This window comes from Janthinobacterium sp. NFX145, from assembly GCF_049810325.1.
Taxonomy (GTDB): domain Bacteria; phylum Pseudomonadota; class Gammaproteobacteria; order Burkholderiales; family Burkholderiaceae_D; genus Janthinobacterium; species Janthinobacterium rivuli.
In genome coordinates this window covers 6,102,991-6,128,433 of the sequence record NZ_CP187360.1, presented here as the reverse complement: position 1 = coordinate 6,128,433, position 25,443 = coordinate 6,102,991, and the positions used below count along the sequence as shown (strand labels likewise).

Here is a 25,443-nt window from a genome sequence, read left to right as displayed (position 1 = left end):
GGCGCTGGCTTAGTGCCCGCCATGCCCCTTCTTCGCCGTCTCAAAACTCTGCAGCACGTGCTCGGCCATGCCATTGGCCAGCTCGTGCTCGCCGATAAAGACCTTGCCCGCGTTTTCCGCGCGCAGCAATTCCGCCTCTTCCTCGCTGTGTGTGCGCACCACTGTCAGAATGCCCGGGTTCAGCGCGCGCGCCGTCTCGATCATGGCGCGCACGTGGAAGGTGTCCGGCGTGGCGATGACGAGCATGGTGGCGTGCGTGATGTGCGCCTGGATCAGCACGGCCGGTTCGCCCGCATTGCCGGCCACGGCCGGAATGCCCTGCTTGCGCAGCTGGTCGACGATTTCGCGGTTTTCCTCGGCCACGACGAAGTGGATGCCCCGTTCCATCAGGGCGGCGGCGATGCGCCGGCCCACGCGGCCATAGCCGACCAGGACGATCTGGCCCGACAGCTTTTCCTGCGGCACCGTCATCGGCAGCTCGGCCAGCGGATCCGTGGTGCGTTCGAACTTGCGCGCGAAGTCGCTGTTGTTCATCACGCGCAGCAGCGGCTTGGCCATGCTGAAGACGAGCGGGTTGAGGGCGATGGACAGGATGGCGCCGGCCAGGATCAGGCTTTGGCCTTCCAGCGGCATCAGGCCCAGGGACAGGCCCAGCGCGGCCAGGATGAACGAGAACTCGCCGATCTGCGCCAGACTGGCCGAGACGATGATGGCTGTTTTCGGCGGATAGCGCAGCGCCATCACGAGCAAAAAGGCGGCAATCGACTTGCCGAAGATAATGATGGCGCACACGGCCAGCACTTGCAGGGGCTTGTCGATGAGGATGTTCGGTTCGAACAGCATGCCGACGGAAACAAAGAACAGCACGGCAAACGCGTCGCGCAGAGGCAGCGACTCTTCCGCGGCGCGGTGGCTCAGTTCGGATTCGCGCAGCACCATGCCGGCGAAGAAGGCGCCCAGCGCGAACGACACGCCGAACAGCTTGGTGGAAGCGTAGGCAATGCCGACGGCGGCGGCGATCACGCACAGGGTAAACAGTTCACGCGAGCCGGTGCGCGCCACTTGCCACAAAATCCACGGGAACAGCTTGCGGCCGACGACCAGCATGAAGATGATGAAACCGGCTACTTGGCCCAGGGTCACGGCCAGGGTTTGCCACAGGCTGACGGATTCGGCGCCAGGGGCGACCTTGCCGCCCAGCGCGCCGGCAAACGCCGGCAGCAGCACCAGCACCAGCACGGTGACGAGGTCTTCCACCACCAGCCAGCCGACGGCGATGCGGCCATTGAGCGAGTCGAGGATACCCCGTTCTTCCAGCGCGCGCAGCAGCACCACGGTACTGGCCACGGACAGGGCCAGGCCGAAGATCAGCCCGCCACCGAGGGTCCAGCCCCACCAGTGCGCCAGTCCCATGCCCATCGCCGTGGCGACACCGATCTGCAGGATGGCGCCGGGCAGCGCGATCTTGCGCACGTCCCACAAGTCTTCAATGGAAAAGTGCAGGCCGACACCGAACATCATCAGCATCACCCCGATTTCCGCCAATTGTCCCGCTATTTCCGCATCCGCCACGAAACCGGGCGTGGCCGGTCCGATGATGATGCCGGCGGCCAGATAGCCGACCAGTGCCGGCAGTTTCAGGCGCGCGGCGATGAAGCCGAAGATGAGGCCGAACCCGAGGGCGGCGGCGATGGTGGTAATCAGGCTGATGTCATGGGGCATGCGTGTGGGGTTCCTTATGGGGACGTGCGGATAGAAAAAGATGTTGCTCAGCGACCAAGTATAAACGCATCAAAGCCCCTGCCGGAAAATTTCCTGCGGCTTTATTGCAAAAAACCTGTGCTATATCTTCGTCCAGGTGGCCGCGAACGCATGTCATCCACCTCGAACATCGCCTAATTCAGGAGTCAGGCGATGTTACACCCATGCGCTCAGAGCTTGCGCACGACCACGCAGCCGATGGAATAGCCGGCGCCGAACGAGCAGATGACGCCCGTGGCGCCCGCCGCCATGTCATCCTGATATTTATGGAAGGCGATGATGGAACCGGCCGACGAGGTATTGGCGTAGGTGTCGAGGATCACGGGCGCTTCGTTCTCTTGCGCGTCGCGGCCCAGGATCAGGCGCGCGATCAGCAAATTCATGTTCAGGTTGGCCTGGTGCAGCCAGTAGCGCGAGACTTGCGCCACTTCCACGCCGGCCTTGGCCAGGGTCGCCTTGATCATCTCGGCCGCCATCGGGCACACTTCCTTGAAGACCTTGCGGCCTTGCTGGCGGAACAATTTGTCCGCCTGGCCCACGCCGGATTCGTCAAAGCGGTTGAGGAAGCCGAAATTGTTGCGGATGGCATTCGAGAAGCGCGTTTTCAGTTCCGTGCCGATGATCTCGAATTGATGCTGCGACACGGCCGTGTCTTTTGCTTCGACGATGATGGCGGTGCAGGCGTCGCCGAAAATGAAATGGCTGTCGCGGTCGCGCCAGTTCAGGTGGCCGCTGGTGATTTCGGGATTCAACACCAGCACGGCGCGCGCCTGGCCGCTTTGCACGGCGGCCACGGCTTGCTGGATGCCGAAGGTGGCGGACGAGCACGCCACGTTCATGTCAAAACCATAACCATCGATGCCCAGCGCATCCTGCACTTCCACGGCCATGGCCGGGTAGGCGCGCTGCATATTGCTGCAAGCGACCAGTACCATGTCGATATCGGCCGGCGTGCGGCCGGCGCGGGCCAGCGCATCGTGCGCGGCGGCGACAGCCATTTCCGCCTGCAGCGACAGTTCGTCATCGCCCCGTTCCGCAATGCGCGAGACCATGCGCGCCGGATCGAGGATGCCTTCCTTTTCCATCACGAAGCGCGACTTGATGCCGGACGCCTTTTCGATGAAGGCCACGCTCGACAGATCCAGCGCCGTCACTGTGCCCGCGGCGATCGCGTCGGCGTTGTCGGCATTGAATTTTTCCGCGTAGGCATTGAAGCAGGTGACCAGCTCTTCGTTGGAGATCGAAAATGGCGGCGTGTACAGTCCGGTACCGCTGATGACGACTTGTTTCATGGTTAAACTTTCAAATTTGGCAATCGACGTGGCGCCGATAAGTGAAGCAAATTTTACACAAACAGGCTCGACTGTAGAGAGTTTCGTGTTGCGGGGCAGGGGAAGTGTGGCGGAAGATTGATTTTTGTCGCGTGGAGCGGTGCTGGGGGTATTGCGTGTGATGGGGTCAGACCCGCCGGGTCTGACCCCAAACTGCTTACTTTTTCTGTTCTTTCTTGACGTCGGCTTGCACCACCACCGGTTCGGCCTTGGCCAGCTGCACCGGCAAACCCTTCAGGTGGTTCAGCGCCTGGTGCAATTGGAAATCGTCCTTGCTGCCAAATTCCAGCGGCTTGCGGGTCTTTTCCAAGGCGATGATGCGCAATTGCTCTTCCATCTCGTCGTTGACGGGGGCCGCTTTGGTGCTTTCCTTGTCGCGGTCGTTGCTCAGGTGTTTGGTCAGGTCCGCTTCGCGGATGCGCAAGCCGTTCAGGCCGTCGCCGTCCGCATTTTCATCGACCAGCAGGTCGGGCACGATGCCCTTGGCCTGGATCGAGCGGCCGTTCGGCGTGTAGTAGCGGGCCGTCGTCAGCTTGACGGCCGTGTCGGCCGTCAATTGACGGATGGTTTGCACAGAACCCTTGCCGAAGGTTTGCGTGCCGATGATGGTGGCGCGCTTGTAATCCTGCAAGGCGCCGGCGACGATTTCCGAGGCCGAGGCCGAGCCCGTGTTGACGAGCACCACCAGCGGCACTTTCTTGATGGCGGCCGGCAATTTCGCCAGCGCGTCACCTTCCGAGCGGAAGGTATAGTATTCGGCGCGGCCATAAAACACCTGTTTCGAGTCCGGCAGCTGGCCATTCGTCGAGACGATGGCCGCGTCTTTCGGCAGGAAGGCGGCCGAGACGCCGATGGCGCCCTGCAGCACGCCGCCCGGATCGTTGCGCAGGTCCAGCACCATGCCCTTGATGTTCGGATCTTGTTTATATAGCGCCGTGATCTGCGCGGCCATGTCGTCGACGGTGGGTTCCTGGAATTGCGACACGCGCAGCCAGGCGTAGCCCGGCTCGACCATCTTCGCCTTCACGCTCTTTTGATGAATTTCCTCGCGCGTGATGGTGAAGGCCAGCGGCTGCGGTTCATCCTTGCGGGCAATCGTCAGCGACACCTTGGTGCCCGGTTCGCCGCGCATGCGCTTGACGTTGTCGTCCAGGCTGACGCCCTTCACGGGCTGGCCATCAAGGCGGGTGATCAGGTCGCCAGCCTTGATGCCGGCGCGGTAGGCGGGCGAATCCTCGATGGGCGAGACGATCTTGATGTAGCCGTCTTCGCTGAGGCCAATTTCAATGCCCAGGCCGACGAATTTGCCTTCGGAGCCTTCGCGCAGTTCGGCGTAGGCTTTCTTGTCGAGGTAGGCGGAATGGGGGTCGAGCGAGGCAACCATGCCGGAAATGGCGTCTTCCAGCAGCTTCTTGTCTTCGACAGGTTCCACGTAATCGGACTTGATCAGGCCAAACACATCGGCCAGCTGGCGCAACTCTTCCAGCGGCAGTGGCGGCTCGACGTTTTTTTGCGCCATGGCGGAAAATTGCAGCGACACGGCGACGCCGGCCACCACGCCCAGGCCGATCAAGCCGGTATTTTTGAGTTTGCCCATCATTGCACCTTTGCAGCTAGCGTGTCTTGCACAAGCGCCAGTCCCCGTGGAGCGGCGCTTTGTTGAAAGTATAGACCTGAATCTCTGCCGGCGTGGGCCGGCCATGGAAAAAGCGTGCCTGGACCCAGTCTACGCGCGAAAACGGGGCTGCCAGCTTGCCATATGTTGCGGTTTTGTATGCGATGTATAGTTACTCTTGAGGGGAGTAAGCATTTGTAAGAGTCGAAAAAAAGCGTGTGCCGCGGCCCTATAGTGGACTCGCATTCTCGACCCGAAGTGGTTTTGCCTGCGTCCACGGACGCAGGCTTTTTTTTATCCGGAGCCTGCATGACCTCGTTGACCTTTTTCTCCGCCATGCGCCGTTTCAGCCTGGCCTTGCTGCTGGGCACCACCGCCTTGACCGCCTCGGCCGTGCCGATTGCCGACATGCGCCTGGAAGACTTGCTGCCGATGGCGCCCGATTTCAAGGCCGAATTGAAGCTCAATGCGAATCAAAGCACCTTGTGGCAACAGGTGGAAGGGAAATCGCGCCAACTGTTGCGCGAACGCAAGGCGCGCCGCGAACGCCTGCAAGCGGGCGTGACGCAGGGTTTGCAAACGCCCCGGCTGGAGCTGCGCGACTTGCTTGCCGGCCTGGATACGGAAAGCACGCAGAGCCTGGCTGAAGAAAAGCAGCTGCGCGAGTGGTGGCTGAGCGTCAACGATGCCCTCGACGAGCACCAGCGCCAGATGGTGGCCCAGTTCATCGCCGGCCAGATGGCGCGCGTGATGGACGCCGCCGCACCCCGCAGTGAATCGCACGGCGCGCCCGGTGGCGAGCATGGCGGGCGCAAGGGCGGCAAGGGAGGAATGGGCGGTGCGGGCGTGAGCATGGGCAGCGGCGGCGCCGGCATGACGTTGCCCGGCAACTAAGGGGCAACTAAGGGGCAACTAAGGGGCAACCAAGGGGGCCGTCCGGCGGCAAGGATGGCCAAATGGCATGCTCACGTGCTACATTCCTGCAGCACCTGGCGCGGCAGGCTATCCGCCCGAAGCTATCCGCCCGGTCTTTTTGACATGCCCCATAAGGACAATCCGTGAATCGCTATCTCTTGAGCAGTCTGACCCTGACCCTGTTGGCTGCGTTTGCCCATGCCGCCGAACCCGTATCCGCCGCTGCCGCCCCGACCGTGGCTCCAAGCGCCGCACCTGCCGCCGCTGGCGTCGTTTCCGGCATCGACGTGCAGTACATCGACCCTGCCGTGCGCGTGCAGGACGATTTTTTCACCCATTTGAATGGCAAGTGGCTGGCCACGGCCGAGATTCCTGCCGACAAGTCGAGCTGGGGTTCGTTCGCCAAGTTGCGCGATGACACGACGCCGCAATTGCGCGGCATCATTGTCGCTACGCAACAGGACAAAAACAAGAAAGCTGGTTCCGAAGCGCAGAAAATCAGCGACCTCTACGCCAGTTACATGGATGAAGCCAAGCTCGAAGCGCTGGGCACGAAGCCGCTGGCCGGCGAACTGAACCGCATCCGCTCGCTGCGCGACAAGAAGGGCGTACCCGCCCTGATCGCCCACCTGAGCCAGGCGCGCGTGTCGACCCCGTACGCCGTGTATGTGGGCCAGGATGCCCGCGCCTCCACCAAATACGCCGTGTATGTGAGCCAAAGTGGCCTGGGCATGCCTGACCGCGATTACTACCTGGAAGCCAAGCAGGCTGGCGTGAAAGAAAAATACCAGGCGCACGTGGAAAAAATGCTGGCCATGGCCGGCGACAAGAATGCCGCCGCCCGCGCCAAGGCTGTCGTTGCGCTGGAAACGGCCTTGGCCGAAGTGCAATGGACCAAGGTTGAGAACCGCGACCCTGTGAAACGCTACAACAAGACCGACATCAACAAGCTGAACGAGCTGACCCCCGGCTACGACCTGAAGTCCAGCCTGGCTGCCTTGGGCATCGCCAACAAGGTCGATTACGTCATCGTCAACCAGCCGAGTTACCTGGCCGGCTACAACAAGGTACTGGCCGCAAGCGACCTGGACACCGTGAAAGCCTACTTCGAATGGCAGTTGCTGAACAGCTATGCCAGCTATCTGTCGAAAAACTTCGTCGACGAGAACTTTGCCTTCTATGGCACGGTACTCAGTGGCGTGACGGAAAACCAGCCGCGCTGGAAGCGTGGCGTGGGCGCCGTCGAAGGCGTGCTGGGCGAAGCCGTCGGCAAATTGTATGTCGCGCAATATTTCCCTGCGGAGCGCAAGGCGCACATGCAGGAACTGGTGAAAAACGTGCTGGCCGCCTACAAGGACAGCATCGACACCCTGGACTGGATGAGCCCGGAAACCAAGAAGGAAGCGCAAGCCAAGCTGGCCAAGTTCACGCCGAAGATCGCGTATCCGAACAAATGGCGCGATTACACGAAGCTGCAAATCGTCCAGGGCGACCTAGTGGGCAACATGATGCGCGCGGCGAATTTCGCTTCGGCGCGCCAGGTGGCCAAGCTGGGCAAGCCGATCGACCGCGAAGAGTGGGGCATGACGCCGCAAACGGTGAACGCCTATTACAGCTCGACGATGAATGAAATCGTCTTCCCGGCCTCGATTCTGCAGCCGCCGTTCTTTGACGCCAACGCGGACGACGCCGTCAACTATGGCGCCATCGGCGCCGTCATCGGCCATGAAATCAGCCACGGCTTCGACGACAAGGGCAGCCAGTCCGATGGCGACGGCAACCTGCGCGACTGGTGGACCCCGGCCGACCGCAAGAACTTCGCCGCCAAGGCCGACGCGCTGACCAAGCAATATGACGGCTACAGCCCATTGCCGGGCTACCACGTCAACGGCGCGCTGACCCTGGGCGAGAACATCGCCGACAACTCGGGCGTGGCGATCGCCTACAAAGCCTACAAGATTTCGCTGGGCGGCAAGCCGGCGCCCGTGCTCGATGGCTTGACGGGCGACCAGCGTTTCTACATGGGCTTTGGCCAGGTGTGGCGCAGCAAGATGCGCGAAGCGCAGCAAATCGTGCAGATCAAGACCGACCCGCATTCGCCGGGCCAGTATCGCGCGAATGGCACCATGGTCAACCAGCCTGGTTTTTATGAAGCGTTTGGCGTGAAACCGGGCGACAAGATGTATGTCGCTCCGGAAAACCGCGTGATCATCTGGTAATCACGTGCACGTCGTCGTAGAAAACGTACTACTGTAACAACAGAAAAGACCACCTCGCGTGGTCTTTTTTGCATTCTGGCCAAAGTTTTTTCTGTCGTTTCGGCCGGTATGCTACAGTCAAAAACCGGGCCAGAAGCCTTGGGCCTTCTGACCCTTATATTCCACACAATATAATATAGAGGACAACCGTGAATCGTTATTTGTTAAGTGCATTGACCCTGAGTTTGCTGGCCGGCGTGTCCGGCATGGCTGGCGCCGCTGATAGCGCCAAGAAAGCCGCTTCCGCCACGACCGTCGCCGCCGCGGCGCTGACGTCCGGCATCGCCGTCGAGTACGTCGATCCTGCCGTGCGCGCGCAGGACGATCTGTTCCAGCACCTGAATGGCAAATGGCTGGCGGAAACCGTGATTCCTGCCGACAAGTCGAGCTGGGGCAGCTTTGCCAAGCTGGCTGATGACACGCAAACGCAGCTGCGCGGCATCGTCGAAGGCGCCGCCGCTGACAAGGCACGCGCAGCCGGTTCGAATGCACAGAAAATCGGTGATTTTTATCACAGTTTCATGGATGAAGCCAAGCTGGAAAGCCTGGGCTTGAGCCCATTGAACGCGGAACTGGCGAAGATCGCCGCGCTGCAGGACAAGGCGGAATTGCCGGCCGTGATTGCCCACTTCAGCAAGCTGGGCGTGACTTCGCCTTACGACTTCGGCATCCACCAGGACGCCAAGGATTCCACCAAATACGTGGCCGACATCGTGCAAAGCGGCCTGGGTTTGCCTGACCGCGATTACTACCTGGAAGCGGGCAAGGCCGATACGCGCGCCAAATACCTGGCTCATGTGGAAAAAATGCTGAGCCTGGCTGGCGACGCGAATGCCGCCGCCAATGCCAAGGCCATCCTGGCGCTGGAAACGGAACTGGCCAAGGCGCAATGGAGCAATGTGCAGAACCGCGATCCCGTCAAGACCTACAACAAGGTGGAATTGGCGAAACTGGCCAGCGTGGCGCCAGGCTACGACTGGGCCCGTTACCTGAAGGACACGGGCATTGCCGGCAAGGTCAATTATGTGATCGTCAGCCAGCCCAGCTATCTGAAAGGCTTTGCCGAGATCGCCAACAAGACGCCGCTGGACACGTGGAAAGCATACTTCCAGTGGCACTTGCTGCACGCTAACGCCGGCTATCTGCCAAAAGCGTATGTCGATGAAAACTTCGCTTTCTATGGCACCACCCTGACGGGCGTGACGGAAATGCGTCCGCGCTGGAAACGCGGCGTGGGCGCCGTCGAAGGCGCGCTGGGCGAAGCCGTGGGCCAGCTGTACGTGGAGCAATATTTCCCGGCCGAACGCAAGGTGCGCATGGAAGCGCTGGTGAAAAACCTGATGACGGCCTACCAGCAAAGCATCGACAAGCTCGACTGGATGAGCCCTGTCACCAAGAAACAGGCGCAAATCAAGCTGGCCAAGTTCACCACCAAGATCGGCTACCCGAACAAATGGCGCGATTACTCGGGCCTGACGGTGGCGCCGGACGACTTGATCGGCAACATCCAGCGTTCGCACTTGCTGAACTACAACCGCGAATTGAACAAGCTGGGCCAGCCTATCGACCGCGACGAGTGGGGCATGACGCCGCAAACCGTGAACGCCTATTACAACCCGGAACTGAACGAAATCGTCTTCCCGGCCGCCATCCTGCAAGCGCCGTTCTTCGACGCCAACGCGGACGACGCCGTCAACTATGGCGCCATCGGCGGCGTCATCGGCCATGAAATCAGCCACGGCTTCGATGACCAGGGCGCCCAGTACGACGGCGACGGCAACCTGCGCGACTGGTGGACCAAGGCTGACCATAAAAACTTCGCCAAGAAAACCAAGCAGCTGGTGGCGCAGTACAACAGCTTCAGCCCCGTCAAGGACCACTTCGTCAACGGCGAACTGACCCTGGGCGAGAACATCGCCGACAATTCCGGCGTGGCGATCGCGTATAAAGCGTACAAATTGTCGCTGAACGGCAAGAAAGCCCCCGTCATCGACGGCTTCACGGGAGAGCAGCGCTTCTACGCGGGCTTTGCCCAGGTATGGCGCATGAAGATGCGTGAAGCGCAGCAACTGGTCTTGCTGAAAACGGACCCGCACTCGCCAGGCCAGTTCCGCGCCAACGGCACCATGCGCAACCAGCCCGGCTTCTATCAAGCCTTCGACGTGAAACCGGGCGACAAGATGTATCTGCCACCGAAAGACCGCGTCATCATGTGGTAACAGCAGTGCTGACGCACTAGCACCGAGCCGCCCCGCTATCAAGCCGGGCGGCTTTTTTACGTCCGTCGCGAACGTCGCGTAGGTCGGATTAGCGAAACGCGTAATCCGACAAATCGCTTACTTATGCGCAGGCGAAAAAAAACCGCCCATCCGGGCGGTTCCTGGTTCAGCGCGCTGGCTGAGTTATTTGGCAGGCTCGGCTGCAGGAGCAGCGCCATCGGCTGCTGCAGCAGCCGGTGCCGGCACTTCCGGTTCCTTGAACTTGCCGCCCGACGCGTTGGCGATATAGACGACGGCGCGCGCCACTTCCACATCGTCGAGGTCGGGATTGCCGCCCTTGGCCGGCATCGCGCGCAAGCCTTCGATGGCGTGTTTCAGGACCGTATCGTAGCCCTGGGCCAGACGGGCCGACCAGCCGCCCGCGTCGCCAAATTTCGGCGCACCGGCCACGCCGGCGCCATGGCAAGCCACGCAGGTCGCTGTGTACACGGCTTCACCGCTTTGCAGCACTTTCGGACCGCTGGCATCCTTGAAGGTAAAGCCGGCGTTGGCCACCGGACTCAGGCGCTCGGCAATGGCTTCCGGCGACTGGCTGTCGGTACCGGCGCCCGTCAGTTTTTGCGCCGTGACGAACTGCACCAGCAGGATGATGCCGATGACGGTGATGAGGAAGAAGCCAGCTACGGCGGCAAGCAATTGTTTAGGCGTTTTGATCGCTGATTGTTGTTCGTTATGTGCGTCGCTCATGATGTCCTTAGTCCAGATTTGAAACTGATGGCCGTGTAAGGTAGCATTTTTACATGCTTGGATGTAAACCTTTATGAAACCCACAATTATAGGCACAAAAATTGAGCAGTGACATGCAATTGCCAGCGATACGACAGTTTCCGTAGACGTAGGTAAAGAAAAACGGTATCCTTCGCATCACTTCAGAAATTCCCCCTACGCGGCTGTAGCTCAGTGGATAGAGTATTGGCCTCCGAAGCCAAGGGTCGTGGGTTCGATCCCCGCCAGCCGCACCAAGATAAATCAGGGCTCTCCGCCAGATTTCAGTAGTATTTCTATTCAAAAATCGTATTATTTCGAGAATCTAGCCTAGTGTCCATGCGTTTCCGATGGGAAGGTCGCTGGCAAATTTTTTGCTATCGCACATAGGATAAGATGACCGTCTCACCACGATCCATCAGCCTCGCTTCAACATGATAGAAGACATCAAAAAAACACTTTGGGCTACGGCCGACAAACTGCGCGCCAATATGGACGCCGCCGAATACAAGCATATCGTCCTTGGCCTCATCTTCGTCAAGTATATCTCCGACACCTTTCAGACCCGCCGCGACGAATTGACCCGCCGCTTTGCCGACACTGCTGACGACTATTTCCTGCATGACGTCGACGCAGACATGCTGGCCGAGGAACTGGAGGACCGCGACTACTACAAGGAGGTCAACGTATTCTGGGTGCCGGAAGCTGCCCGCTGGGAAACGTTACGCGCGCAAGCCAAGCAGGCTGACATCGGCAAGCGCATCGATGATGCGCTATCCCTGATCGAGCTGGAAAACCCCAAGCTCAAGGGCATCCTCGACAAACGCTACGCGCGGGTACAACTTCCAGACGGCAAGCTCGGCGAACTGGTCGATTTGGTTTCGAGCATCGGCTTTGGCGAGTCCGGTGACACGGCGAAAAACCACGCGCGTGATTTGCTGGGGCAGGTGTACGAGTATTTCCTGGGGCAGTTCGCCAGTGCCGAAGGCAAGCGTGGCGGCCAGTTCTACACGCCTGCGTCGATCGTCAAGACCCTGGTCGCCGTGTTGGCGCCGCACCACGGCAAGGTGTATGACCCGTGTTGCGGCTCGGGCGGCATGTTCGTGCAATCGGAACGTTTTATCGAAGCCCACGGCGGCAAGATCGGCGACGTGTCGATCTATGGCCAGGAAGCGAATCCGACCACATGGCGGCTGGCAGCGATGAACCTGGCCATTCGCGGCATCGATTTCAACCTGGGCAAGGAGCCGGCCGACACCTTCGTGCGCGACCAGCACGCCGACCTGCGCGCCGACTTCGTGCTGGCCAATCCGCCGTTCAATATTTCCGACTGGTGGCACGGCAGCCTGGAAGGCGACCCGCGCTGGGTCTACGGTACGCCGCCGCAAGGCAATGCCAACTACGCGTGGCTGCAGCACATGTTGTACCACCTCAAGTCCACCGGCCGAGCCGGCATCGTGCTGGCCAACGGCTCCATGACCTCAAGTCAGAATAGCGAAGGCGAAATCCGCCGCGCGATGGTCGATGCCGATAAGGTTGAAGTGATGATTGCATTGCCGGGTCAGCTCTTTTCTAATACCCAGATTCCTGCATGTCTGTGGTTCCTGGTCAAGGAAAAGCGTGCCCGACAAGGCGAAGTGTTGTTCATCGACGCGCGCAAACTGGGAAGCATGATCAGTCGCGTACAGTGCGAATTTGCCGAGGAAGTGACCGACAAGATCGCAGGGATTGTGGCGGCGTGGCGTGGCGAAGCGGAGACAGGCGAATATCAGGATATGCCTGGGTTTTGCCGCAGCGTCACGCTGGCCGAAATCGCCGAACATGGCCATGTCCTCACGCCGGGCCGCTATGTAGGCGCAGAAGCCATCGAAGATGATGATGAAGCATTTGACGACAAAATGCGGATGCTGACCGAGACGTTGGGTGAGCAGATGGCCAAGGGGGCGGAGCTGGATCAACTGATACGCCAGAAGCTGGGAGGGCTGGGATATGAGATCTGAATGGAGCGAATGTCGCTTAGCTGACGTGATCAATATCAAGCACGGATTTGCGTTTAAAGGCGAGTTTTTCACTGACGAACAGACACCTTATCAGCTTACAACACCTGGAAATTTTTCGGTTGGAGGTGGGTTTCGGCCAGGCAAAGGGAAATATTATTCAGGGCCGATATCCAACGACTATATCCTGCGGCCTGGCGACGTAATCGTCACAATGACCGACTTAAGTAAAGCCGCCGATACTCTTGGCTTTGCAGCGTTTGTGCCGATGACATCTGGAACTACGTGGCTACATAATCAACGTGTGGGGTTAGTTCAGATCAAGCCTGAAGCACCAATCCGGCCGCGTTATTTACAGTACCTGATGCGGGCCAGTGACTATCGCCATTGGGTTGTGTCAACCGCTACAGGCTCCACAGTGAAACATACTTCGCCTGGACGAATTTGTGAGTTTGCGTTCGCATTGCCGTCCCTTCGAGAGCAGAACGGGATTGCCAGCGTTTTGGGTTCCCTCGACGACCGCATAGCTCTTCTGCGTGAAACCAACGCCACCCTCGAAGCCATCGCCCAAGCCCTGTTCAAGTCGTGGTTCGTGGACTTCGATCCCGTGCGTGCCAAGCTGGAGGGGCGTGTGCCCGAGGGCATGGACGAGGCAACTGCGGCGCTGTTCCCGGATAGTTTTGACGAGTCGGAGTTGGGGACTGTGCCAAAGGGATGGCAGATAGCGACTTTAGCCGACGCGTTCGACATCAACCCAAAACGTTCTCTCAAGAAATCAGTTAGCGCGCCGTACCTTGACATGGCGAGCTTGTCCACCAGTGGGCACTGCGTTGAAGCGCCTATCCAACGTGACATGGGTTCTGGTGCAAAATTTCGCAATGGCGACACTTTGCTGGCGCGCATCACGCCTTGCCTGGAGAATGGCAAGGCGGCGTTTGTTGATTTTCTCGCGGATGATCAGATCGGATGGGGATCAACGGAGTTCTTGGTACTGCGCCCAAAAAAACCACTTCCAGAATATTTCGGCTACTTGCTGTGCCGGCACCCGGAATTCAGGGAGTACGCGATTCAGAGCATGTCTGGCACCAGCGGGCGCCAGCGCGTTCAAAATGATGTGCTTGGGCGCTACATGCTTGCCGTGCCGGATGAAAATGTCGCTTTTGCATTTGCCCGAGTTGTGGAAGTGATTCAAAAAAGCATTGCGGTAAATCATAAAACAGGGCGTACTCTAGCTGCGCTTCGCGACACCCTGCTCCCCCGTCTGATCTCCGGCCAATTGCGCCTGCCAGAAGCCGAAACCATCCTTGAGGAAGCCATCGCATGATCACGCCTGAGCAAGTTGACCGTTGGCTGTCTGGCGCACCTGAAACCGAGCATCTGGAATTCAAGGAAGCGAAGCAGCAATACGACACGGACAAGTTGCTCAAGTATTGCGTGGCGCTTGCCAATGAAGGTGGCGGGCACTTGGTGCTGGGTATCAGTGACAAGGCTCCGCGGCGTGTTGTTGGAACCCAGGCATTCCTGGACACTGGCGCGACCAAGGGACGCATTCTTACTGCGCTGCAGTTCCGGGTCGAGATTGAAGAGCTACATCATCCCGATGGGCGCATTCTTGTGTTTGATATTCCCGGCCGGCCCATTGGCACTCCCCGGCATGTCGGCGGCATGTATCTGATGCGCTCAGGCGAAGAACTGGTGCCGATGTCGCCGGACCAGCTGGGCCGTATTTTTGCCGAAGGAAAGGCGGACTTTCTCGCGCTTGATGCTTCGGCCGTCATCGATGCGGATCAGGTGGTCGCGGCGCTTGATGTCCAGACGTTTTTTGATCTGATGAAGTTGCCGTTGCCGGCGACGCGCGAGGGCGTCCTGGCGCGCCTGGTCAGCGAAAAGCTGGTGCGGCCGGTCGCCGCGCAGTACGCGATCACCAACCTGGGTGCCTTGCTGCTGGCGAAAGACATGCGCCAGTTCGATTCCCTGACACGCAAGACGGTGCGGGTGATCAAGTACCGGGGCAATAACAAGCTGCACACCGAACGCGACCTGATCGGACAGAAGGGATATGCCGTCGGCTTTGAAAGCCTGATTCATTATGTCAATGTCCAGCTGCCAGTCAACGAGGTGATCGGTCAGGCACTGCGTGAAGAGGTGCGCATGTTTCCCGAGCTGGCCATTCGGGAACTGGTTGCCAATGCCTTGGTGCATCAGGACTTCGAAGCCACGGGCAGTTCTGTGATGATCGAGATTTACGCGGACAGGATTGAAATTACCAATCCCGGCCAGCCATTGATTCCTACCGAGCGCTTCGTTGACGAATACAGCTCGCGCAATGAAAAACTGGCCGATTTGATGCGCCGCCTTGGCATCTGTGAAGAAAAAGGCAGTGGCATCGACAAGGTGGTGTCCAGCACTGAATATTACCAATTGCCTGCGCCCGAGTTTCGTGTTGCACCAATGCATACGACGGCCGTCCTGTTCGCGCACAAGGAGTTCGTGGACATGGATGCCAAGGAGCGTGTCAATGCCTGCTACATGCATTGTTGCCTGAAGTATGTCAGCAATGAAAAGATGAGCAATCAAAGTCTGAGGGAGCGCTTCAAGCTCGACGATACGCGGGCCAAGGTGTCTGCCGTATCACAAATTATTGCTACTGCGGTAGAGCAAAACAAGATCAAACCGGACGATCCTGAAAGCCTGTCCAAGCGATATGTCAAATACGTTCCATATTGGACATAAACTCATTTAATTACAAACGTGATTATTCTTTGTATTTTCGCGTAAACCTTTGAAAATAAACATAATTTTCATTCAATCGCTAATGTCGTCTGCGCTGTATAGTCCAGCTGTTGTTATCGGAATAAGCTTTTTAATTTGGTATTTATGCAATAATATTGTTGCTTAAAAGAACGATTTAGCGATGCACATTGAGCATTGCTTTTCCGATCATTAAAGTGCGTGTGGTGAACGTGTCGATTTTGGCGCCGTTTTTAAACAATTTGATCAACGTGTCGATTTCAACGACATATGCGGGCCGCTTGATGACTGAAGACCAACTCGAACAAGAAACCCTGACCTGGCTGGTTGATACCGGCTACAGCCACGTCTATGGACCGAACATAGCATTGGACGGCGATGCGCCCGAACGGACCAACTATACGCAGGTAGTGCTCGTTGAGCGCCTGCGCAGCGCCATTGCCAGGCTCAACCCTTCGGTCCCGTTGGTGGCCCGCGAAGACGCGTTACAGCAGGTCTTGAACCTCGATACGCCTGTATTGCTGTCGGCGAACCGGCTGTTCCATCGACTGCTGGTGAATGGCGTGCCTGTCGAATACCAGCGCGACGGCGAGACCCGTGGCGACTTTGTGCACCTGATCGACTTCGCCGACGTGGCGGCCAACGAGTGGCTGGCGATCAACCAGTTCTCGATCAAGGGTAGCAAGCATACGCGGCGCCCTGACATCATCCTCTTCATCAACGGCTTGCCGCTGGTACTGCTGGAGCTGAAGAACCCGGCCGATGAAAATGCCGACATCTGGAAGGCATACGACCAGATTGAAACGTACAAGGAACAGATACCCGACGTGTTCCAGTACAACGAGGTGCTGGTGATCGCCGATGGCAGCGAGGCACGCATGGGGTCGTTGTCCAGCAACGCCGAGCGCTACATGGCCTGGCGCACCATCGACGGCGTGACGCTCGATCCGCTGGGGCAGTTTAATGAACTGGAGACTCTGGTGCGTGGCGTGCTGGCGCCGGCCTACCTGCTGGACTTCCTGCGCTTCTTCGTGCTGTTCGAGGATGACGGTACCTTGACCAAGAAAATCGCCGGTTATCATCAGTTCCATGCCGTGCGCGCGGCGATCGCGCAGGTGGTAGCCGCGTCGCGCCCGGGTGGCGGCCAGAAAGGTGGCGTGGTGTGGCATACCCAAGGATCGGGCAAGAGCATCACCATGACCTGTTTCGCCGCGCGCGTGATGCGCGAGACGGCAATGGAAAACCCGACCATCGTCGTCATCACTGACCGCAATGATCTCGATGGGCAGTTATTCGGGGTTTTCTCGCTGTCGCAGGATTTGCTGCGCGAGCAACCGGTGCAGGGTACGACACGGCAGGACTTGCGCGCCAAGCTGGCGAACCGGCCATCGGGCGGCATCGTCTTTGCCACGATTCAGAAATTCATGCCGGGCGAAGATGAAGACACCTATCCGCTGCTGTCGGACCGCCACAACATCGTGGTTATCGCTGATGAGGCGCATCGGACTCAATACGGTTTTGAAGCCAGGCTGAAGACCCGCAAAATACCTTCTCGTATGTTGGGTACCGGAACACTGCCCGCGACGGAACTCGGCGCCGCAGAGGCGCCAGCGCAGTATCTGGAGCGGTATCAGGTAGGTTATGCGCAAAATCTGCGCGATGCGCTGCCGAACGCCACCTTCGTCGCTTTCACGGGCACTCCGGTATCGAACGAAGACCGCGATACGCGCGCCGTGTTTGGTGACTATATCCACATCTACGACATGCAGCAGGCGCGCGACGATGGCGCCACGGTGGCGATCTATTACGAGTCGCGCCTGGCCAAGCTCGGTCTGAAGGAAGAGTCACTTGCCGGCATCGATGATGAGGTGGATGAGCTGGCAGAGGACGAAGAAGACGATGACCAGAAGGCATTGCTCAAGAGCCGCTGGGCCGCGCTGGAAAAAGTAGTCGGTGCCGAGCCGCGCATTCAGCAGGTCGCGGCTGATCTGGTGCGACATTTCGAGGAGCGCGACAAGGCACAATCCGGCAAGGCCATGGTCGTGGCCATGAGCCGTGACATCTGTGCTCATCTGTACAAGGCCATCATCGCCCTGCGTCCCGATTGGCACGACGACGATCCAGAGAAGGGCGTGATCAAAGTGGTCATGACGGGTTCATCCAGCGACAAACCGCTGCTGCGGCCGCATATCTACTCAAAACAGATCAAGAAACGCATGGAGAAGCGCTTCAAGGATCCGGATGATCCGATGCGGCTGGTGATCGTGCGAGACATGTGGCTGACCGGCTTCGATGCTCCTTGCGTGCACACCATGTATGTGGACAAGCCCATGAAGGGCCACAACCTGATGCAGGCAATCGCGCGCGTCAACCGCGTATTCAAGGACAAGCAGGGTGGCCTGGTCGTGGACTACATTGGCATTGCCAGCGACCTGAAGCAGGCGTTGAACGAGTATACCGCTAGCAAGGGGCGAGGACGCCCCACTGTCGACTCGCACGAGGCGTATGCCGTGCTGGATGAGATGATGGATGTGCTGCGTGCCATGTTGCATGGTATCGACTACAGCGGTTTTCTGACGGGTGGACACGGCATGCTGGCCAAGGCGGCCAACCACATACTCGGGCTGAAGGATGGCAAGAAGCGATTCTGCGATACTGCACTGGCCATGTCGAAAGCCTTTACGCTGTGCTGCACGCTCGACGAGGCCAAGGCCGTGCGCGACGAGGTCGCGTTTTTTCAGGCCGTCAAGGTGCTGCTGACCAAGAAGGAAATCAGCAGCAAAAAGCGAACAGACGAGGAACGTGACTTGGCGGTCCGGCAGATCATCGGTTCTGCGCTGGTCTCGAACGAGGTTGTCGACATCTTCAATGCCGCCGGCCTGGAGAAGCCCAATATTGGCATCCTCGATGACGATTTCCTGAATGAGGTACGCAACCTGCCCGAGCGCAACCTGGCGGTCGAATTGCTGGAGCGTCTGCTGGAAGGCGAGATCAAGGCCCGTTTTGCCACCAATGTGGTGCAGAACAACAAGTTCAGCGAGATGCTGGTCAACGTGATCAAGCGTTATCAGAATCGCTCCATCGAGACCGCCCAGGTCATGGAAGAGCTGATTGCGATGGCGAAGAAGTTCAAGGAGGCGGTCGGCCGGGGTAGCGATCTTGGCCTCAATACCGACGAGTTGGCCTTCTATGATGCGTTGGCGGAGAACGAGGACTCGGCGCGCGAGCTGGGTGACGAGACGTTAAAGAAAATCGCCCATGAACTGGCAGAGAGCCTGCGGCAGAACGTCAGCATCGACTGGGCTGTACGCGATAGCGTTCGGGCCAAGCTGCGCTTGCTGGTGAAGCGAATTTTGCGCAAGTATAAATATCCGCCCGTTAAGCAGGATACGGCTGTGCAACTGATTCTGGAACAGGCCGAGTCGCTGTGCGTGGAGTGGAGCTGACCACTCTCAACAGGGTATCGTTGGCGGTTTTGGTGTGGCCGGGGGAAACTGGCCTAGTCCGCCAACCGTTATTGCTATACGCTCCAATGTTTATGGCACGGTGTAATGTGTTTCCTCAAATCCCGCAGTGTGCATCCGGATTTCATCGCCAGATGCAAATTGGATGCCTTCAAGGTAGCCAATTTCTAACTTTGTTCCTGGGGCTATCTGCATTGACTTCCTGGAGGCGGCTTTTGTCGTTGGATTAAGTGTTTCCATCACAACCGACAGTTGCAAGGCTGACGTGTTCGTGAATATGGCGACAAGTCCACGGCCTATCGCGGAACGTCGCATTTCGATACGCACTGGAAGGACGGGGAGGCGCGATTTTTCTTGGTCGAGCGCCATTTGCGCAGACTCGGCCTTAGATTTCTCCGCTTCGACATTATCCCTTTCCACTGCAAGAGCCTGTTCCTTACTATTCACTTCCGACGACAGCTGAGCTGACTTCGCAGCTAAGGTCTGGGCATCGGTACGGGAGGAATTGAGGTCTGACTTCAGTTCCGCCGAACGTGCGACTTCCTTCGCAATCTCCAACTGCAAAGCAGCAACGGTGATTTTCTGCGCTTCAAGGTCGCGAGTTGCTTGGTAGTACAGGGCTGCAAGAATGATTGAAGCGATGGTTAGCACAGCCAAGACGCCCCACAATACGATAGTAGTTCGCTGGCCTGCTGGTGATGAATCAGAATGCATAGATTCTTTCGGGAGAGAGGTGAGGGAGCAAACCTAGTGTAACGGTTGGTAATTGACATGTCAAATTGGCAATACGGAGAGTACGCCGGTATTGACTTGCGCATGTGCCACTTTTCCCCATTTGATTGAAATTGCCGTGTCAAGAAATCCCGGGCGCCGCATTGCCTTGCACGCTGTCGGCATCTCCCCTCCGTTTCAACAATCCCAGCAAAACCTGCGCTGCCGCCTCCGAGAAGGCCGGATGCTGGCCTTTAGTCAACATCCCATCCGTTAATGTCATCCAGTCAGCGCCTTGCGCGCTGGCCTGCCCCGTTTTTCATGTTGCACGCCAACGCTGCCACTTTTTTATGCAGTCACTTCTGGGGAACGTCCCTGACGCCCCTGCCGTTGTCTGTTTACAACCTCCAAAGTCTCTCAGTCGCTGATATCAATATTGATATCGAAACAGTGGAAAAATTGATTGGAGAGATTATCGCCCAGCCCCTAAGATAAACGCCGAGCATGCGAACGACATGCAAGCGATACAAAAAATATCAATACAATATCTGGAGATTCATGATGCGCAACGCCACCGGCCCGCTCGCGGCCACTTCCCCTCGTCCATTCACCTTGAAGGCAGCCGTTGCGGCACTGGCCGGTATTGGCTTGCTGAGCACGGCATCGGTCTGGGCGCAAGAGGCGGTGGCGGCCGATGCCAGTGCCGAGCCGGCGGCGGAAGTGTCGGTCGTGACCGTCAGCGGCGTGCGCCGCTCGGCGCAGAATTCGCAGCAGATCAAGATGCGTTCGGACCAGGTCATCGATTCCATCGTTGCCGATGATATCGGCAAATTCCCCGATAACAACGTGGCCGAGACGCTGGCGCGCATTTCCGGCATCCAGATCCGCCGCGATTCGGGCGAGGCCAGCGCCGTCATGATCCGCGGCTTGCGCGATGTCACGACCCTGCTCAATGGCCGCGAACTGTTCACCACCACGGGCCGCTACGTCAACCTGGCCGACATTCCCGCCACCATGCTGCAGCGCGTGGACGTGTACAAATCGCAGGGCGCGGACCAGGTCGAAGGGGGCGTGGCCGGCATCATCGACGTGCGCACGAATCGCCCCTTCGATTTCAAGGAGTTTACCGCCAGCGTGAATACGCGCGCCGTCTACAGCGACAAATCCAAGGCTACCGACCCGAACATCAGCGGCATGCTGTCGAACCGCTGGAAGACGGGTATTGGCGAAGTGGGCGCGCTGCTGGGCTTGTCGCAGCAGCAGCACCGCTACCATGAAGAACGCGCGTTCAATACGGCGCCCGTGGATAAAAGTTTCCTGTTGCCTGGCTTGACGGGGCCGGACCAGGTGGGCTTGCTGCCGATCAAGGGCGACCGCCGCCGCACGACCGCCAATGCCGTGCTGCAATGGCGCCCGAGCGCCGACGTCGAACTGTATGCGGAAGGCATGGCCACGCGCTTCCTGCTCGATGCCGAGTCCGATTACTTTGTCGGCTTGCCATGGTGGGGCACGCCCGTGTCGGCGACAAAAATTCCCGGCACCGACCAGCTGCAAACGCTCACGTCCACCAACGTTAACACCATCATGTCGACGCAGGCGAACAGGAACCAGACGAAGACGCATCAGTTTGCCGTGGGTGGCTTATGGGATATCAACCCGGAATGGCGTTTCACGTCGGAAGTGGCCAGCACCAAAAGCACCTATGCCTGGCGCAACCCGATTCTCGACGCGATTACGGTCGTGCCGAATGCCCGCATCAATACCAATCAGAACGGCACCTTGCATGTCGACTACACGGGCATCGATTTGCAAGACCCGTCGAATTACTATCTGAAGGGCTTTTTCGACCGCTACGGCCGGGATCAGGGCAGCTCGAACGATGTGCGCGCCGACCTGGCGTACACGCCGAGTGCCGGCGGCATCTTCAAGGAAATCAGCGTCGGCTTGCGCGGCGTGAAGCGCGAAGCCGAATCGATCAAGAGTTTCGAGGGCAATGCGGAAGCACCGGACGTGTCCGGCGCCGCGTTTCCGTTCAGCCGTCAGAGCGTCACGTCGATTCCGGGCCTCAATTGTCTGTCGGAACCGATGTCCAGCGGCGGCCCCGACTATGGCTTGAAGCAGTGGTACACGCCGTGCGCCAGCTTCCTGCTCAATAACACGGGCACCATCCGCGAAGCCGTCACGGGCAGCAGTACCGCGCGCGCCATGGATCCGGGCTCCTTCTTCAAGGACACGGAAAAGACGTATTCCATCTATACCAAGGCAAAGGTCGCCTTCAAGCTGGGCGCCTACCCCGTCGACGGCACCCTGGGCGTGCGCGTCGTGCGTACCGAGCAAAGCCTGCAAGGCAACAGTTCGCAAGATGGCGTGTACACGCCCGTCATCAGCGACACGGCCAGCACCGACGTGCTGCCGAGCGCGGCTCTGAAAATCAAGCTGCGTTCGGACCTGGTCGGCCGCTTCGCTGCCGGCCGCACCATCAGCCGTCCAGGCTTTTCCCAGCTGAACCCTGGCGTGGCTCTGGTCAACTCGACGGAAACGGTGAAGGCGACGGGCGCGGGCGGCAATCCGAACTTGAAACCGGTAACGGGCGACAATGTTGACGCGGCGCTGGAATGGTATTTCGCGCCAGCCGGTTCCGTGACGGCCACCGTGTTCCACCACAAATTCGACGGCTACATCCAGCAACGCATTTCCAGCGAAACCATCGCCGGCAAGACCTATGATGTGGATCGCCCGTACAACACGGCCGCCGGCAAGCTGCAAGGCCTGGAAATTGGCTACCAGCAGTTTTATGACGGCTTGCCTGGCCTGTTGAGCGGCCTGGGCTTGCAAGCGAACGGCACCTACATGAGCGGCAAGACCAACGACGAGACGGGAAGCCATGCCATCACGGGCGTGTCGCGCTATGCCTACAACCTGGTCGTGCTGTACGAAAAAGATGCCTGGTCGGGCCGCCTGGCCTACAACTGGCGCTCGAAATTCATCGACAGCTACAACCAGGGCGGCCCCGGCCTGGACTTGAAAGTGGCGGCCACGGCCCAGCTCGACGGTTCGCTGTCGTACAAGATCAACGAGCAGTTCACCGTGACCCTCGACGGGAATAACTTGCTCGACACCAAGTTCAAGGATTACTGGAACGAGCCGGGCGTGTATGCGCGCGATACGCGCCGCTATGACCGGACAGTTGGCGTATCGCTGCGCTGGAAGATGTAGCTTGATCGCATCGTAAAAAATCAAGGGCGTTGCCATGGTTTCGGCCGGCAACGCCCGTGTCAGTTGGGCAGTCACGCACGATTCATCATAAAAAGAATGGACGGAAAGCATGGAGACGCAAAAATTATCCACCGTTGAAAAGGTCGGCTTCGGCGCCGGCGACATGGCGCTCAATGTCGTCATCTCGTCGATGATGTTGATCATCACCTTTTTCTATACCGATATCTATGGCTTGAAAACCACCGACCTGGCCCTGCTGTTCGTGGCCGTGAAAGTCATCGGCGCCATTGCCGACCTGGTCATGGGCCAGATCACCGACCGCTACAGCTTCGCCTCGGGCCGCTACCGCCCATACCTGCTGTGGCTGGCCGTGCCCTTCGGCATCAGCGTGTTTTTCGTCTTCACCACGCCCGAGTGGCACTATGACGCCAAGCTGATCTGGGCATATTCCACGTATATCCTGATGACCATCATGACGGCCGGCGTGGGCATTCCCTATATCTCGCTGATCAGCGGCCTGACCAGCGACCCGCATGAGCGCCTGTCGGCCAATGGCTACCGCTTGTTCTTCGCCAAGATCGGCGCCTTCATGGTGACCATCGTCGTGCCGATCCTGTCGCAGCGCTGGGGCGGCGGCAACCCGGCCGTCGGCTACCAGGCCGCCATGGCCGTGATGGCGGTGATGGGCGTGGCCCTGTTCCTGTTCTGCTATTTCACCACCACCGAGCGCGTCGTGCATGTGGTGGAGAAGCAATCGCTGCTGGCGCAATTGAAGGTGCTGCTGCAAAACGACCAGTGGCTGGTGCTGTGCGGCGTGTGCGTCACGGGCACGGTGGGCTACGTGGTGCGCGGCTCCGTCGCCATTTATTATGCGAAATACTATCTGGGTGGCAGCACGGAAACGGTGGCCGCTTTTCTGACCACGGGCGTGGTGGCCGCCATCCTGGCCATGATCGCCTCGACCTGGATCACCAAGTTTTATTGCAAGGTAAAATTGTTCCGCTACACGCAGATCGGCGTCGCGCTGATCAGCCTGGCGATCTATTTCTTCGTCACACCGAGCGACACCGTGCTGGCCTTCGCCCTGTATTTCCTGCTGTCCTTTGTGGTCGACTTGCATGCGCCCGTGTTCTGGTCGGCCATCGCCGAGACCATCGACTATGGCCAAGTGAAAACGGGCAAGCGCGTCTCGGGCTTCGCCTTTGGCGGCATCTCCGTGTGCCAGAAGGCCGGCATGGCGGTGGCCGGCTTTTTGGTCGGCATGCTGCTGTCGTATTTCGACTACCAGCCCAACCATGAGCAAACGCAATTCGCCCTGAACGGCATCGCCCTGATGCTGTCGGTCATCCCCGGCTTCTTCCACTTGCTGATGGGCTTGCTGATGTTCAAATACCGCATCAGCGATACGTACTACAGCGGCGTGAAGTCGGAAATGCACAAGCGCGGCTACGTGGCCGCCTAAGAATAATTGAATGGAGCAAGCAATATGGCTGACATCTTGAAACCGCTGATCGAACAGCGCGCCGACCCGCATATCTACCGTCACAGCGACGGTTACTATTACTTTACGGCCTCCGTGCCCCAGTACGACCGCATCGAACTGCGCCGCGCCGACAGCATCGCCGGCCTGGCCGGCGCGCAAACGGTCGACGTGTGGCACAAGCCGGAAACGGGGCCGTACAGCGAACTGGTGTGGGCGCCCGAGCTGCACTTCAACCAGGGTGCCTGGTATGTGTATTTCGCCGCCGCGCCGAGCCGCGAGATCAAACATAAACTGTTCCAGCACCGCATGTATGCGATCCGCAATACCAACGCCAATCCGCTCGAAGGTGAATGGGAATTCATGGGGCAGATCGATACAGGCATCGACACCTTTTGCCTGGACGCCACCACGTTCGAGCACGATGGCGTGCTGTACTACCTGTGGGCGCAGAAAGATGTCGCCATCGAGGGCAACTCGAACCTGTACATCGCGCCGATGGCCACGCCGTGGCAGCTGGCCGGCCCGCCCGTGATGCTGAGTAAACCGGAATTCGACTGGGAAATCCGCGGCTTCTGGGTCAACGAAGGGCCATCCGTGTTGAAACGCAATGGCAAGATCTTCATCAGCTACTCGGCCAGCGCCACCGATGAAAACTATGCGATGGGCTTGCTGTGGGCCGCCGAGTCCGCCGACTTGCTCGATCCAGCGGCGTGGACGAAGTCGCCCGAGCCCGTATTTGCCACCTGCTACGAGCACGGCATCTACGGCCCCGGCCACAACAGTTTTACGACGGCCGGCGACGGCGACGATGTATTGCTGGTGTACCATGCCCGCACCTACACGGAAATCGTCGGCGACCCTTTGTGGAACCCGGACCGCCACACGTTTGTCAAACCGCTGCGCTGGGATGCGCAAGGCATGCCCGTGTTTGGCCGTTCATCGACCCTGTAAACCCTG

The 25,443-nt window shown here is 58.9% G+C and carries 15 protein-coding genes and 1 tRNA gene; 11 read left to right on the top strand and 5 right to left on the bottom strand.

Going from position 1 to position 25,443, the window contains the following annotated elements; genetic code table 11:
• Positions 1-9: 9 nt before the first annotated feature.
• From ybaL to ACPJXG_RS27480, 3 genes are all read right to left on the bottom strand, one after another.
• Positions 10-1,722 (bottom strand): YbaL family putative K(+) efflux transporter, encoded by a 1,713-nt coding sequence (gene ybaL / locus ACPJXG_RS27490; protein ID WP_425252894.1) that lies wholly within the window; start codon positions 1,720-1,722, stop codon positions 10-12.
• Positions 1,723-1,931: 209 nt separating this feature from the next.
• On the bottom strand, positions 1,932-3,053 hold the full coding sequence (locus ACPJXG_RS27485; RefSeq protein WP_176389838.1) for a beta-ketoacyl-ACP synthase III: 1,122 nt from the start codon (positions 3,051-3,053) through the stop codon (positions 1,932-1,934).
• Between the two features lie 196 nt (positions 3,054-3,249).
• The gene (locus ACPJXG_RS27480) at positions 3,250-4,692 is read right to left on the bottom strand and encodes a S41 family peptidase (RefSeq protein ID WP_035823632.1); all 1,443 of its coding nucleotides are present in this window, start codon (positions 4,690-4,692) and stop codon (positions 3,250-3,252) included.
• 324 nt (positions 4,693-5,016) lie between these two features.
• Here ACPJXG_RS27480 and ACPJXG_RS27475 point away from each other — a divergent pair, with 324 nt between their 5' ends.
• From ACPJXG_RS27475 to ACPJXG_RS27465, 3 genes are all read left to right on the top strand, one after another.
• A complete protein-coding gene (locus tag ACPJXG_RS27475; RefSeq protein WP_176389840.1) occupies positions 5,017-5,601 on the top strand; it encodes a hypothetical protein in 585 nt (194 codons plus the stop codon).
• A gap of 164 nt (positions 5,602-5,765) precedes the next feature.
• Positions 5,766-7,841 carry a M13 family metallopeptidase gene (locus ACPJXG_RS27470; protein WP_425252893.1) on the top strand — a complete coding sequence of 692 codons (2,076 nt, stop codon included), beginning with the start codon at positions 5,766-5,768 and terminating at the stop codon, positions 7,839-7,841.
• A 188-nt stretch (positions 7,842-8,029) separates the two neighbouring features.
• The gene (locus ACPJXG_RS27465; protein WP_425252892.1) at positions 8,030-10,099 is read left to right on the top strand and encodes a M13 family metallopeptidase; all 2,070 of its coding nucleotides are present in this window, start codon (positions 8,030-8,032) and stop codon (positions 10,097-10,099) included.
• Between the two features lie 183 nt (positions 10,100-10,282).
• On the opposite strand, the gene ACPJXG_RS27460 is transcribed toward ACPJXG_RS27465, so the two are convergent.
• Complete coding sequence (locus tag ACPJXG_RS27460; RefSeq protein ID WP_425252891.1) at positions 10,283-10,846, bottom strand: c-type cytochrome; 564 nt, start codon at positions 10,844-10,846, stop codon at positions 10,283-10,285.
• A 199-nt stretch (positions 10,847-11,045) separates the two neighbouring features.
• On the opposite strand from ACPJXG_RS27460, the gene ACPJXG_RS27455 reads away from it, so the two are divergent.
• From ACPJXG_RS27455 to ACPJXG_RS27435, 5 genes are all read left to right on the top strand, one after another.
• A tRNA-Arg gene (locus ACPJXG_RS27455) sits at positions 11,046-11,121 on the top strand.
• Between the two features lie 177 nt (positions 11,122-11,298).
• Positions 11,299-12,864, top strand: coding sequence for a type I restriction-modification system subunit M (locus ACPJXG_RS27450; protein WP_425252890.1), 1,566 nt, complete (start codon positions 11,299-11,301; stop codon positions 12,862-12,864).
• Positions 12,854-14,185 (top strand): restriction endonuclease subunit S, encoded by a 1,332-nt coding sequence (locus ACPJXG_RS27445; RefSeq protein ID WP_425252889.1) that lies wholly within the window; start codon positions 12,854-12,856, stop codon positions 14,183-14,185. Before ACPJXG_RS27450 ends, ACPJXG_RS27445 begins: the two co-directional genes overlap by 11 nt.
• Positions 14,182-15,594: an ATP-binding protein gene (locus tag ACPJXG_RS27440; protein ID WP_425252888.1), complete on the top strand. Its 1,413-nt coding sequence runs from the start codon at positions 14,182-14,184 to the stop codon at positions 15,592-15,594. The genes ACPJXG_RS27445 and ACPJXG_RS27440 overlap by 4 nt, the downstream gene beginning before the upstream one ends.
• 302 nt (positions 15,595-15,896) lie before the next feature.
• Positions 15,897-19,058, top strand: a complete 3,162-nt coding sequence (locus tag ACPJXG_RS27435) for a type I restriction endonuclease subunit R (RefSeq protein WP_425254796.1) — start codon at positions 15,897-15,899, stop codon at positions 19,056-19,058.
• Between the two features lie 90 nt (positions 19,059-19,148).
• Here the strand turns inward: ACPJXG_RS27435 and ACPJXG_RS27430 are convergent, their stop codons facing one another.
• Complete coding sequence (locus ACPJXG_RS27430; RefSeq protein WP_425252887.1) at positions 19,149-19,790, bottom strand: hypothetical protein; 642 nt, start codon at positions 19,788-19,790, stop codon at positions 19,149-19,151.
• 555 nt (positions 19,791-20,345) lie between these two features.
• Here ACPJXG_RS27430 and ACPJXG_RS27425 point away from each other — a divergent pair.
• The 3 genes from ACPJXG_RS27425 to ACPJXG_RS27415 all read left to right on the top strand — a co-directional run bounded on the left by ACPJXG_RS27425 (position 20,346) and on the right by ACPJXG_RS27415 (position 25,437).
• The gene (locus tag ACPJXG_RS27425; protein ID WP_425252886.1) at positions 20,346-23,003 is read left to right on the top strand and encodes a TonB-dependent receptor; all 2,658 of its coding nucleotides are present in this window, start codon (positions 20,346-20,348) and stop codon (positions 23,001-23,003) included.
• A gap of 109 nt (positions 23,004-23,112) precedes the next feature.
• Positions 23,113-24,465, top strand: coding sequence for an MFS transporter (locus ACPJXG_RS27420; protein WP_425252885.1), 1,353 nt, complete (start codon positions 23,113-23,115; stop codon positions 24,463-24,465).
• Between the two features lie 24 nt (positions 24,466-24,489).
• Entirely contained in the window at positions 24,490-25,437 is a 948-nt protein-coding gene (locus tag ACPJXG_RS27415; protein ID WP_425252884.1) for a family 43 glycosylhydrolase, read from the top strand.
• Positions 25,438-25,443 lie beyond the last annotated feature (6 nt).